This is a genomic window from Phytobacter sp. SCO41, assembly GCF_003073275.1.
Taxonomy (GTDB): Bacteria; Pseudomonadota; Gammaproteobacteria; order Enterobacterales; family Enterobacteriaceae; genus Phytobacter; species Phytobacter diazotrophicus.
In genome coordinates this window covers 30079-42587 of the sequence record NZ_CP027225.1, presented here as the reverse complement: position 1 = coordinate 42587, position 12509 = coordinate 30079, and the positions used below count along the sequence as shown (strand labels likewise).

Genomic DNA, 12509 nt, shown 5'->3' with positions numbered 1-12509 from the left:
AACGAGACCCTAAATAATTCGAGTTTCAGGAACATGGCAGGCGAAAGAATCCCGATGAGCTTACTGATGTAAGTGATTCGGGTGAATGCGCGCAGCTAATGCCCATGCAACTTGAAATATAAAGGGTATAAATTGAGATAACTATGAAATTAAACAATAAACTTCCAGTGGCACTGGCGGTTGCGGCTGCGCTTTGCTCTGGTTCGGTGATAGCACAAGAATTTACGCAAGAACAAATCGACGCCATCGTGGCAAAAGCGGTGGATAAAGCATTAGCCGAGCGGCAGGCAAAAATGGATGCCGCTATTGATAAAAAAGCGGATGTCATTACCGAGCCGCAAAGCACTGCGCAAACGCCTGACTTAGCCATTCCTTATGGCGTGAAATTTAGCGGTTACGCCCGTTATGGCGCCCATTACCAGAGCGGCGATCAGAAATATGTTGGCGTAGACGGTTCATATAACGGCTCGTCTGCGATTGGCCGTCTGGGTAACGAAGGCAACGGTGGCGAGTTCCAGCTTTCCAAAGCGTTTAAGAGTTCGCATGGAGCAATCTGGGACGTCAACGTGATGTTCGATCACTGGGGCGACGAAGTTAACCTGAAAAAAGCCTACGCCGGTGTGACCAACCTGCTGGAATCCAACCCGAACGCCTATTTCTGGGCAGGTCGTGACTTCCACCAGCGTCCACAACAGGGCATCAACGACTACTTCTGGATGAACCACGATGGCCAGGGTGCCGGGGTGAAAAACTTCGATATCGGTGGCGTACAGTTTGACGTGGCCACTGTAGCTGCCGTGCAGTCCTGTAACCCGGAAGTGGAAGACAACGGGGATAACCCGTCACGCATTACCTGTACCGGCGGCTCCGGCACCGGCGACAAAGGCAACTACGCCGTCACCTCAAAAATCCACGGCATGAAAGTCGGCCCGCTGGATTTGGAAGTTTACGCAAACTACGGTTTTGACTCGAAGGCCGTTGAAAGCGACGCCCGCCTGAAAGCCTGGCAGGGTGGCGTGGTGTTAAGCCATACCAACGACAGCGGTGTGAACAAAGTTATCGCCCGTTACTCCGATAACGCAGATAACAGCGTTTATAACAAAACGGATGATTTAAAGACTATTTATGCCAGCTTCGAAGGGCTGCACAAGTTTAGTCGCCAGATGCAGGTGGAATATCTCCTCGCCTTCCACGATTACGACAACAGCGCAGACAAGTCTGACAACCGTAAGAACTACAACGCCATTGTGCGCCCGATGTACTGGTGGAACGACGTTCATTCTACCTGGCTTGAGCTGGGCTGGCAGAAAGTGGCTTACGACAAAGGCGGTGATAACAACGGCTGGAAAGCGACCCTGTCGCAGAATATCTCCATCGATATGGGGCCAGAGTTCCGTCCGATGCTGCGCTTCTACGTGACTGGTGGCGAAGTTGACAACAAGCGTACCGCGCGTGTTAACGGTACGGATGACACCACGCTGGACTCCTTCAACGTCGGTGCAATGTGGGAAGCCTGGTTCTAATGTAAATCCACGGGCGGCAGGGATGCTGCCTCCGGTTATCCATCACGCCTGTGTTATGATGCAAAATTCATCAATAAGAAAGCAGCATGGCAGGACTGGGTAGAAAATGGGTTTCACAAAAAAAGGGATGCTTTATGTACTGATTGCCGCCATTTTATGGGGCAGTTCCGGGGTTTGCGCTCAGTACATCATGGAGAAAAGTCACATCGCAGCCCCCTGGTTGACGATGGTTCGCCTGCTGTCCGGCGGCGCGGTGTTATTAATTCTGTCGTTTTTCCATGGCGATAAAATTTTCGCGATCGTGAAAAACCGCAAAGACACGCTGAGCCTGCTGTTCTTTTCGCTGTTTGGCGCGCTTATCGTTCAGCTCACCTTCCTGGTGACCATCGAGAAATCGAATGCCGCCACCGCCACGGTACTGCAATTTCTCTCGCCAACAATCATCGTGACGTGGTTTGCCCTGGCACGAAAAGCGAAGCCGACGCTCGCTGTTACGGCGGCGATTGCAACCTCTCTGATTGGCACCCTCTTGCTGGTGACCCACGGAAATATGACATCGCTGTCGATTTCCACCGAAGCGCTGGTATGGGGCATCGCGTCGGCGTTTTCCGCCGCACTCTATTCCACCTATCCGTCGAAGCTTATCGCCCGCTACGGCACGCTGCCGATTGTCGGCTGGAGTATGTTTCTCGCCGGATTAATGCTGACGCCGTTCTATGGCAATAAAGGTGGCGATTTCGTTATCGACGGCAATCTGGTGATGGCGTTTATGTATCTGGTGATGGTGGGTACCGCGCTGACCTTTAGCCTGTATCTGAAAGGGGCACAGATGATTGGCGGCTCACGCGCCAGTATTCTGAGCTGTGCGGAACCGCTGAGTAGCGCGCTGCTCTCGGTTGCCCTGTTGGGTATCGCTTTTACGCTGCCGGACTGGCTGGGTACGCTGATGATTGTGTCGTCGGTGCTGCTGATTTCGCTGGATTCCCGCAAACGCATGCAGGCTGCAGCCTGACATTCCCCCGGTGGCGCTGACGCTTACCGGGGCTACGGTTAGCGCAGCGATAACCCGGATAAGGGTGAGAGGAAAATCACTTCACCTTCACTTTTCCTGCCACCAGCAGCGCGGTAAGCAGCATCAGCGCCCCGGACAGCACCAGCGGTGAAAGCAGGCCCAGGTTGTCCAGCGCATAGCCGCCAACCGCCGCGCCACAGGTATTTGCCAGTTGAATAACCGCCACCTGAATCGACCCCGCCTTTTCCGCCTGATCGGCAAGCGAGCGGGTGATCCACGTCGACCACCCCACCGGCACCAGTGCGAACGATAATCCCCAGACGATGGCAATCCCCGCAGCAACCACTTTATTGCTGCCCCACAAAATCAGCACCAGCGCGCTCACCGCAAGGATCAGCGGCGCACAGGCCAGCGCCAGTTTTACCGAGCGCTTTAAGATATGTGATGAAAGCGAAGTACCCACAAAGCTGGCAACACCAAAGCTCAATAACACCAGCGTCAGGCCATCAACATCAAAGCCGGCGAGGGTCATAAAGATCGGACGAATGTAGGTGAAAAACGAGAACTGCCCGGCGAAAGCCATAAAAATTGCCAGCATCCCGGCCAGGACGCCAGGGCGCTTCAACAAACCAAACATATTCTGATGATGTTCCGTCTGTCCCGGCATCGACGGCAGCGCCATCCACACCCAGCCAATACAGACGAACCCCATTAGCGCTGCACCGTTAAACACATGCCGCCAGCCAATGATCCCGCCGAGAAAACTGCCCAACGGCGCCGCAATCACCAACGCAATGGAGACCGCACCGAAGATGACCGACAGCGCCTTCGGAATGGTGCGGGCAGGCACCAGTCGCATAGTCAGGGAGGCGGACATCGCCCAAAAACCGCCCAGCGCTAACCCAAGGCACGCACGCCCGAGCAACAGCAAGGTAAAATTATTGGCAAACGAGACCAGCAGACACGAGAGCGTCAGCAGCACGGAAAAGGCAATAACCACCAGACGGCGATCCGTTTTGCCGATGATATGGGTGATAAACAGGCTGGCGAACATGGCGACAAATGCCGTTACCGTCACCGATTGACCGGCAACACCTTCCGACACGCCCAAATCCTGCGCCATGGGCGTCAACAGACTCACCGGCAGAAACTCCACGGTGATCAGGCACGCCACACAGAAGGCGACGGCAAATACCGCCGACCAGTTTGGGCGACTTACGCCGCCTGTTGCAGGCTGCGTCCGCTGCATTTCCATCATTTTTACACCCGGCTTCATGTTTTATTGAGAAAGCCGTGTAGTGTAACAAACAACAGTGTGATTCATTTAACATTTACGCAACTATTTACACCGTCGGACAGTAAGATCAGTGTAACCAGTGCACTCCTTCCTCAGGGACAAACAAAGTGTTGTAGCGCATCTGGAAGGCATTAAGCTCAGCAACATCCGGCTCGAGTTCGCGTAAAAAGCCCAGCGCGAGACGGACTTGCGCATCGGTAATGGGCGCGGCCAGCCGGGCCTTTTGCAGAATGCGATGCCAGGATTGCAGATGCTGTTCACTGCCATCGACAATAAAAACCTGCCAGATAAAGAGCATCTGGGCGGCATTTTGCAGATGTGCTTCATCCGGGCGAGCCAGATACTGAATAAACTCCGCCCCTGCGCTTTTCCCCATCTGATCAATCATGGTTTCCACCGGCACCGGCGTGATTGCCAGCCGCTCACTCAACCGGCGGATCGCGCGACGTGAGTCAGACGTTAATACCCTGAAACCAATAATAAAAACCACAACCAGTGTCGTCAGTGTTAACCAAATCATGAAAGCTCCCGCCACATCTCAGGAGGCACATCATAAAGTCAAAATGCACAAAATGGACAGTCGAAGCGTGAGCTTACTGGTTTTTCGTAGTGCACGGGATCACGCAGATGGCTGATTTTATTGATGAGAATACACAACGAAGCCCGGCGAACCGGGCTCAGGTAAGGCCATCAGGCAATGCCCGTGGTGACGCTAAAATGGCGGGTTTGCTGTGGCGCAAGGCTGAGTAAACTGCCGCTACGCTTCGCAGCAAGAAACCCCTCGGGGCGACAGGTTGCCGGAAGGGCAAATGCCGCGACCTGCTGATCGCCGTTGTAAAGGATCCAGCGCGTGACGTAATTAAACTGCTCACTGGAAAAACGCGTCACAAAGGTGGTGCCATCCGGTGCATGCATACAAAACTCAGGCTTATCCGTGTGGCGGTCAAGCCTGTCGGCAAAGAAGACGATTTCCGGATCGTAGAATTCCGGCTCCGTCAGCGCAGTGACCGTCGCTTCGCCCTGCTGTACGCGGCGATTGAATGCCAGCCACTGCTCCGTCGGTTTCACATGCGCCGGGATGGATTCGCGCAGCGTTAACGCTTCATCCGGAATGTTCTGGCTAAATGTCGCCTGCGGAACATAGGCATAGTTCATATGGCACATGTACTGCAGCGGCATCGGCACCGACGCCAGATTGGTGACATCCATGGCGATATCAAACAGCGCGCTCGCTTTATGCAGCGTGACCGACGGTTGTGCAAGGTAGTGATCGCCAAACCCCATCACATACTCATAGCGCCCGCCCAGACGCAGCGCGTCGCCGTCAAGCTCCAGCCACGCCTCATCCATCGTGGCGCAGGCCATTTCGCCGTGCAGCGCGTGAGTATCTTCCGCTGACGGACAGCCGTTCGCCAGCAGCCCGGAATGAAAAGCAAAACAGCCGTATGTTTCAACAATCACATTCGCCGGTTTGGGCTGGCTGAACATGTTACGCATCGTCAGGTCGTGCCCGTCGAAGGTCGCATCCCAGATCATCTGTCCAAGCCAGGGCAGTACGACCAGGTGCCCACGGGCGTTCTCCAGCCGTACAGCCTCCACGTCGCTCGGGTAGCGGAACGCGGTGACGGTAAAATCGCTGTTTTCCAGTAAGGTGCGCGGCTGTTGGGTGAACAGCTCACGCCACAGAGTCAATCGTGTTGCCATCGTCCTTCTCCTCAGGAAGCGGTCGCTTCGGTCAGTTCGCGACGCACTCGACTTTCGCGCCAGAAATAGACGCCAACGTAGACAAAGCACAGCATGGAAACGAGGAACGACAGTTGCAGTGAATGGAGCATATCTGCCACATAGCCCTGAATCGCCGGGACCACCGCCGCGCCAACAATCGCCATCACAATTACCGCGCCTGCCATCTCCGTATGTTCGTTATCCACGGTATCCAGCGTGCCGGCATAGATGGTCGCCCAGCACGGTCCAAACAGGATGCTGACTGCCACCGCCACGTACACCGCGCTAAAGCTGGGGGCCAGCGCCACGTATGCCAGGAACAGGGCGCCAATCACGGAATAGAGGATCAGCACTTTGGCCGGGTTAAACCGCGTCATCAGAATGTTGGCGACGAACTTGCCAATAAAGAAGCAGGCGAAGCTATAGACCATAAAGTTTGACGCATCGCGTTCGTTGATATCGCCCAGTTCCAGTGCCAGACGAATGGTGAACGACCACACCGCCACCTGCATGCCGACATACAAGAATTGCGCGACAATACCACGACGAAAACGGGCATTCTGTGCCAGATAACGCAGCGTTTCCATGGCGGTTGGACGTTTATGGGTCTCCGTTTGCGCCACTTTGCATTTCGGGAAGCGGGTGAACATAAACAGCGCCATGACAACCACCAGCACCATAATCATGTATTTATAGGGCTCAAGGGTGTTTTCGAGCATCAACACTTTAAAATTATGAATCTGCTCGGGTGTCATCCCGGTCATCTGCTTTTGCAGACTCTCACCTTCGGAGAAAACCAGGTACTTACCGAGCAAAATGCCCGCCGCCGCGCCAATCGGGTAGAAGGTCTGGCTGATGTTCAGGCGCAGAGTCGCATGTGATTTTGGCCCCAGCATCGAACTGTACGTATTGGCCGCGGTTTCAAGAAAACTCAGCCCAATGGCGATGGCAAATATCGCCGCCAGGAACATGGTATAGGTCGCCATATGCGAGGCCGGGAAGAACAGTGAACAGCCGACGATATAAAGGGTCAGCCCGATTAATATCGCAATTTTATAGCTGCTCTTTTTAATAACCAGAGAAGCCGGAATCGCAATTAAGAAATAGCCGCCATAAAACGCACTCTGCACTAACGCAGAAGCAAAATTACTTAATGAGAACACGCTTTTAAATTGCGTAATGAGAATATCATTTAACGCAGCGGCGCATCCCCATAACGGGAATAAACAGGATAACAAAATAAACTGGAACAAAGGGGTTTTATTCAAATACCCGTCGGGCATCTGAACGATATTTTTTTCGTTCATAGTGCTACCTTTCAATGTGCAGGGTTTATCACTGTCTTATTCCGAACAGCAGGCAGCAATGATGCGCCCGCTGCAGAATAAACTCAGCGGTTATTATTCATGTAAAGCCAGGTACTCATTAAATTGTTCAATGCTGGGGTAAGACGATTGTGTGCCTTTGCCGGTCACACTAAAAGCAGCGAATAGCGCGGCTTTTTTCATTGCCGCTTCGACATCGCCGCCCTGGACATAGTAGTGGGCAAAACAGCCGATAAAGGCATCGCCAGCGCCACTGGTATCAATAGCGTTGACCTTGTGCGCCGGAACGTGAACTTCGCGCTCGCGGGTCATCCATAGCGCACCCTTTTCACCCATGGTCACGATAATATTATTCAGGCCATTATCAATCAGGCTCCGCGCCGCCGTACGAATATTATCGTAGGTGTCGACCGGCATGCCGGTCAGAATTTCCAGTTCGGTCTCATTGGGAATAAAGAAATCACATTTACAGGCGTAGGTCATATCCAGTTCACGCAGTGCGGGGGCAGGATTTAATAACACCTTAATACCATGCTTTTTACCAAATTCGATGGCGTGATATACCGTTTCTAATTGTACCTCCAGTTGCAGGACAATTAACTGGCATTTTTTCAAATCTTCGGCAGCACGATCGATATCTTCCGGAGAGAGAAATTTGTTTGCGCCTTTAATAATTAAAATACTGTTGCTGGAGTTGGGATTGACAAAAATCGGCGCGACGCCGCTACTGGTACAGGGGACTTTTTCCACATAGGTGGTGTTAATTCCCCAGGACTCCAGATTACGGATGGTATTGTCCGCAAAGATATCATCACCCACTTTGGTCAACATCATCACTTTCGAATTCATTTTAGCGGCGGCCACCGCCTGATTCGCGCCTTTACCACCGCAACCGATTTTGAAGGCAGGGGCTTCAAGGGTTTCTCCCTCTTTCGGCATCTGGTTGGTATAAGTGATGAGATCCACCATATTGGAGCCGATGACTGCGATATCCATTTTGCTACCTCTCAGAAACAATCACATAACAATGATATTTTAGTAACATTAGCATGTTATTTTAGTATCATTTGTGACCATGATCGCGATTAGAGAATCACATTTATTACCCTCCAACACCGCAAAATCCCTGACATACCGCGCCACATCACTTTTATTTGCCAGGTAACAGGATTATAGTGTTGATATCATTACGTGTTCCTGATTGATAGAAAATGTTACTTTAGAAACACAGCAGAGCAAAGCAGAGCGGAGAAAGAGAGTGGAAACGAAGCAAAAAGAACGTATCCGACGTCTGGTGGAGTTACTGAAAAAGACCGACCGGATCCACTTAAAAGATGCCGCGCGTATGCTGGAAGTGTCTGTCATGACCATTCGCAGGGACTTTAGTCAGGACGACGAACCGCTGCCGTTAGCGCTGTTGGGGGGCTATATCGTGATGGTGAACAAACCATCCGCCCCCATCGCCGCACCACAATCTACCCTACGTCCCCACCATCGTGATGATTTACCTGTCGCCATCCTTGCCGCCGGACTGGTGAGCGAGAACGATTTGGTCTTTTTTGATAATGGGCCGGAAATGCCGCTGGTTATCAGCATGATCCCGGATGACATTACCTTTACGGGCATCTGCTATTCCCATCAGGTATTTGTCGCGCTTACCGCCAAGCCTAACGCAACGGCCATGCTCTGCGGTGGCACCTGGCGCGCCAAAAGCGATGCCTTTTACGATCCGAATAATCCCTCGCTGTTAGATTCATTAAACCCGCGAAAAGTGTTTATTTCCGCCAGCGGCGTGCACGAACACCACGGCGTAACCTGGTTTAACCTGGATGATTTGCCCATGAAGCGAAAGGCGATGGAGCACGGCATGCGCAAAATTCTGCTGGCACGCCATGCCCTGTTTGATGAGGTCGCACCGGCGAGCATTGCGCCGCTGTCCGGGTTTGATGTGTTAATTAGCGACCGTCCATTACCGGCGGATTACCCGACCCATTGCCGTAACGGGTTTGTGAAAGTGATTACACCAGACTCAGAAAACGATCAGGCCCGCTAAGCGAGCCTGGTGTCGCCTTACTCGAAGAACACGGCCAGTTTGTTGAACATCCCTGGTGAAGACTGGTTACGCACGACCTGCACTACGTCTTCCAGCTTCTCAATCTGGCTAATCATCTGCTCCAGACGCTGATCGTCATTCACCAGTAGCCAGATGCGACTCTGCTCGCTGTCTTTGATTGGCAAACAAAGTATGCCTTCCACGTTAAACGCGCGGCGGGCAAACAGGCCGCAGACGTGGGTCATCACACCCGGATGGTTACGCACGGTGAGTTCGAGAATTACGTTGTCAGAAACTGTCTGTTGCATGGCTTATTCCCCCACCATCTCAGTATTTGCCGCACCTGGCGGCACCATCGGATACACTTTTTCTTCGGCGTCGATGCGCACGTGGATGAGCGCCGGACCAGGGCGAGCAATGATCTCCTGCAACGCGGCATGCGGGTCAGCCTCGTTGTTGAGATCACAGGTTTGCAGGCCAAAACCGGCGGCAATCTGCATAAAATTAATCATTCCCGGATACGTCGCCGCGAACACGCCCTGCTTGTAAAACAGACTCTGCTGTTGATGCACCAGACCTAACGCTTCGTTGTTCATCAGAATGATTTTCACATCCAGATTATTTTCTGCGGCGGTGGCCATCTCCTGAATGTTCATCATCAGGCTACCGTCCCCGGAGAAGCAAATCACTTTGCGTTGCGGGTTCGCCAGCGCAGCACCTACCGCCGCTGGCAGGCCGAAGCCCATAGTGCCCAGCCCGCCGGAGGTCAGCCACTGACGTGGTCGATTGAGCGGATAGGCCTGTGCGGTCCACATCTGATGCTGGCCCACGTCGGTGGAGATGATCGCCTCGTCATCGACGCAGGCGGCAACGGCATTGATCAGGCCGTAATGGGTCAGCGGGTCACCGCCCTGCGGAATGGCAGACGGGAATTCCTGCTGTAATTGCGCCACCAGACCACGCCACTCCTCACGCGGCTGCGCGTCAATTTGCGGCAGCAATTGTGCCAGCACTTCACCCACATCGCCCTGAATGGCAACGTGCGGTTGTTTGATTTTACCCAGTTCGGCGCGGTCGATATCCACATGAATGATTTTCGCATTCGGACAGAACTGCTCGGTTTTACCAATCGCCCGGTCATCAAAACGCGCACCAAGAACAACTAGCAAATCAGACTCTTGCAGAATAAAGTTGGTACTACGCGCGCCGTGCATACCCAACATCCCCAGCGACAGCGGATGCGCTTTTGGCAACATGCCCAGCGCCATCAAGGTCATGGTGGTCGGCAGATTCGCTTTTTCCGCCAGGGCGCGCACCTGTTCCGGCGCGTTAATCACCCCGCCGCCCAGGTACAGCACCGGACGCTGTGCGGCATTAATCATCGCCGCCGCTTCCTGCACGCTTTTCGCGTCAAACGCCGGGGCTGGCGCTCTGCCGCCCGGCTCCGGCAACTCACTCAGTTCGATGGTCGCGGTCTGAACATCTTTAGGAATATCTATCCACACCGGGCCGGGACGGCCGGATTGCGCAATGCGAAACGCGTCGCTCATCACCTGCGGAAGTTCGGCGATATCCCGAACCAGGTAATTGTGCTTAGTGATGGGGATAGAGATGCCGTAAGTGTCGACTTCCTGGAACGCATCGGTGCCGATCATGGAGGCAGGCACCTGGCCGGTGATACATACCAGCGGAATGGAATCGAGACGCGCATCGGCGATGGCGGTCACCAGGTTGGTGGCGCCTGGCCCGCTACAGGCCATACAGACGGCGGGTTTGCCTTCGGTACGGGCCATGCCCTGGGCGATAAACCCGGCGCCTTGCTCGTGGCGCGCCAGGACGTGGCGAATTTGCGTGCTCTGACTTAATGCGTCATACAGTGGGAGAACGGTCCCGCCAGGAATACCCGCTACCGTGGTAATGCCCTGGCGTTCCAGTAAGTGAACGATCAATTGTGCGCCGGTAAAGCGTGTCGTTTGTGTTGTGCCCGAACTTGCCATGCTCCAGTCCTTTTCTTCTGGGCCGACTTTCCGGGAGGCTTTGAACGAAAAACCCCGCCGGTTTGCGCCGGCGGGGTTTTGGAATCGTGTGTTGTTCCAGTCCCTACGGCGCATTGCCGACGACCACCACCACACGCACGACGACCACCGCGGCGTTATGCGCGGTTTTTAGTAGGTTCATCGTCATAGTGGAAGCGTTCATTGGGGACTCGTGTTTGAATAATTAACAGGATTTATACAAACACAGCTCGCGAAATGAAACAATGGAAAATTATTCATCAGCGCAAAAATGAGCCGAAGATCACGTTTCTATTGGCTGTTCAGTTCCTGCAAAAGGCGTGTATTGAGGTACAGTTTTTCACGCCCGGCAATTTTTTCTTCCAGTACACCTATCTCAACAAGTGACTTAAGGTAAATTGAGGCCGTCTGCCGCTTTGCAATCCCATTATCGACCAGGTTTTCAATGCGACAATAGGGCTGAGAAAATAGCGTTTGGTTAAGCTCCCACGTATAAATTTTTGGCAGCTTTTCACGGATCCATGCTGCTGTTTCTTCTATTAATTTCCGCAGAGCAGCGATTTTTTCAGTCGTCCATTTTGCCGTGTCTTCCACGGCTTCCAGCATAAAGAGAACCCAGGACTCCCAATCATTCTTAGCCGTAACGTTACGAAGCAAGGTGTAGTAATCGCTCCGCCTTTCCAGGATAAAGCGAGACAGATAGAGAATCGGTTGCGACAACACACCACAGTCCATTAAATAGAGGATATTCAGGATGCGGCCCGTACGACCATTTCCGTCGGAGAAGGGGTGAATGCATTCAAACTGATAATGGGCTACGGCCATTTTTATCAAAGGATCTAAATCAATATCTGAATGGATGAAGTGTTCCCAATTAGATAAGAGGTCACGAATTAACGTTTCGCCATCAGGTGGGGTGTATACCACGTTCTTATTTTGATCGCGAAGCACTGTGCCTGGCGTTTTTCTCACGTCAGTTTCAATGGCTCTCAGCGTTGTGCAGATTTCCATAGCTGTGCCAGAACACAGCGGGTAGTCCTGTAAAAGATTAACGCCTTTATACAGCGCAGTGCGATAACGTAACGCTTCTTTTGTTGCAGGGTCAGCACCTTCCATACGATCGGCGTATTGGAAAAGCTGATCGCTGGTTGTGACAATATTTTCAATGCGAGAGGAGTCTTTCGCTTCCAGCATTGGCAGCAAGTTTATCAATAGCCTTTGATCGGGCAGCAGTTCGCCAGATGTATTCAGTTCAGCTAAAGCAGCTCGTGCCTTAATGCAAGCTTTCAGTACCTTACGCGTCTCGACGAGCGCTGTATCAGGTGGGAGTGGCGGAAGCTGGTTATATGAGCGTTCGGGCATCCATGACATGTTTAAAAAAACCCATTTTATCGACATATACTCATAATATGTCGATAGCAACGACATGTCACGACCATATGTTTAAAAAACCGAATTTTATAAGCATATAAACGACCTGTTAAATAACAGAGAAAGGCATGTGCTGATATGAAAAAGGAGCTATCGGAATCGTGTGGAGGGAGGTGCATGGCACAAAA

12 protein-coding genes are annotated in these 12509 nt (G+C 52.7%); 3 read left to right on the top strand and 9 right to left on the bottom strand.

What is annotated here, in order from left to right:
- Positions 1–143: 143 nt before the first annotated feature.
- Both C5523_RS00200 and C5523_RS00195 read left to right on the top strand, forming a co-directional pair.
- On the top strand, positions 144–1523 hold the full coding sequence (locus tag C5523_RS00200) for a carbohydrate porin (RefSeq protein WP_039080059.1): 1380 nt from the start codon (positions 144–146) through the stop codon (positions 1521–1523).
- A 106-nt stretch (positions 1524–1629) separates the two neighbouring features.
- Positions 1630–2535 (top strand): EamA family transporter, encoded by a 906-nt coding sequence (locus C5523_RS00195; protein WP_039080058.1) that lies wholly within the window; start codon positions 1630–1632, stop codon positions 2533–2535.
- A gap of 76 nt (positions 2536–2611) precedes the next feature.
- Here C5523_RS00195 and nepI read toward each other — a convergent pair whose 3' ends face one another.
- The 5 genes from nepI to rbsK form a co-directional block, all read right to left on the bottom strand.
- Positions 2612–3793, bottom strand: coding sequence for a purine ribonucleoside efflux pump NepI (gene nepI, locus C5523_RS00190; protein ID WP_107222670.1), 1182 nt, complete (start codon positions 3791–3793; stop codon positions 2612–2614).
- Positions 3794–3899: 106 nt separating this feature from the next.
- Positions 3900–4352 carry a DUF1198 domain-containing protein gene (locus C5523_RS00185; RefSeq protein WP_039080057.1) on the bottom strand — a complete coding sequence of 151 codons (453 nt, stop codon included), beginning with the start codon at positions 4350–4352 and terminating at the stop codon, positions 3900–3902.
- Between the two features lie 170 nt (positions 4353–4522).
- Entirely contained in the window at positions 4523–5536 is a 1014-nt protein-coding gene (locus tag C5523_RS00180; protein ID WP_108700417.1) for an aldose 1-epimerase family protein, read from the bottom strand.
- 11 nt (positions 5537–5547) lie between these two features.
- Positions 5548–6864 carry an L-fucose:H+ symporter permease gene (fucP, locus tag C5523_RS00175; RefSeq protein ID WP_071195122.1) on the bottom strand — a complete coding sequence of 439 codons (1317 nt, stop codon included), beginning with the start codon at positions 6862–6864 and terminating at the stop codon, positions 5548–5550.
- Between the two features lie 93 nt (positions 6865–6957).
- Entirely contained in the window at positions 6958–7878 is a 921-nt protein-coding gene (gene rbsK / locus C5523_RS00170) for a ribokinase (protein WP_039080054.1), read from the bottom strand.
- A gap of 262 nt (positions 7879–8140) precedes the next feature.
- Between rbsK and C5523_RS00165 the strand changes: the two genes are divergently transcribed.
- Positions 8141–8935, top strand: coding sequence for a DeoR family transcriptional regulator (locus C5523_RS00165; RefSeq protein WP_108700416.1), 795 nt, complete (start codon positions 8141–8143; stop codon positions 8933–8935).
- A gap of 17 nt (positions 8936–8952) precedes the next feature.
- On the opposite strand, the gene ilvN is transcribed toward C5523_RS00165, so the two are convergent.
- From ilvN to fic, 4 genes are all read right to left on the bottom strand, one after another.
- Entirely contained in the window at positions 8953–9243 is a 291-nt protein-coding gene (gene ilvN, locus C5523_RS00160) for an acetolactate synthase small subunit (RefSeq protein WP_071195124.1), read from the bottom strand.
- A gap of 3 nt (positions 9244–9246) precedes the next feature.
- On the bottom strand, positions 9247–10932 hold the full coding sequence (gene ilvB / locus C5523_RS00155) for an acetolactate synthase large subunit (RefSeq protein WP_079496863.1): 1686 nt from the start codon (positions 10930–10932) through the stop codon (positions 9247–9249).
- Between the two features lie 103 nt (positions 10933–11035).
- The gene (ivbL, locus tag C5523_RS00150; protein ID WP_103281084.1) at positions 11036–11134 is read right to left on the bottom strand and encodes an ilvB operon leader peptide IvbL; all 99 of its coding nucleotides are present in this window, start codon (positions 11132–11134) and stop codon (positions 11036–11038) included.
- Between the two features lie 107 nt (positions 11135–11241).
- Entirely contained in the window at positions 11242–12321 is a 1080-nt protein-coding gene (gene fic, locus C5523_RS00145; protein ID WP_108700415.1) for a protein adenylyltransferase Fic, read from the bottom strand.
- Positions 12322–12509: the final 188 nt, after the last annotated feature.

Coding starts and splice junctions, on each gene's coding strand:
- C5523_RS00200 (WP_039080059.1), top strand. CDS start 144: ATGAAATTAAACAATAAACTTCCAGTGGCACTGGCGGTTGCGGCTGCG.
- C5523_RS00195 (WP_039080058.1), top strand. CDS start 1,630: ATGGGTTTCACAAAAAAAGGGATGCTTTATGTACTGATTGCCGCCATT.
- nepI (WP_107222670.1), bottom strand. CDS start 3,793: ATGATGGAAATGCAGCGGACGCAGCCTGCAACAGGCGGCGTAAGTCGC.
- C5523_RS00185 (WP_039080057.1), bottom strand. CDS start 4,352: ATGATTTGGTTAACACTGACGACACTGGTTGTGGTTTTTATTATTGGT.
- C5523_RS00180 (WP_108700417.1), bottom strand. CDS start 5,536: ATGGCAACACGATTGACTCTGTGGCGTGAGCTGTTCACCCAACAGCCG.
- fucP (WP_071195122.1), bottom strand. CDS start 6,864: ATGAACGAAAAAAATATCGTTCAGATGCCCGACGGGTATTTGAATAAA.
- rbsK (WP_039080054.1), bottom strand. CDS start 7,878: ATGGATATCGCAGTCATCGGCTCCAATATGGTGGATCTCATCACTTAT.
- ilvN (WP_071195124.1), bottom strand. CDS start 9,243: ATGCAACAGACAGTTTCTGACAACGTAATTCTCGAACTCACCGTGCGT.
- ilvB (WP_079496863.1), bottom strand. CDS start 10,932: ATGGCAAGTTCGGGCACAACACAAACGACACGCTTTACCGGCGCACAA.
- ivbL (WP_103281084.1), bottom strand. CDS start 11,134: ATGAACGCTTCCACTATGACGATGAACCTACTAAAAACCGCGCATAAC.
- fic (WP_108700415.1), bottom strand. CDS start 12,321: ATGTCATGGATGCCCGAACGCTCATATAACCAGCTTCCGCCACTCCCA.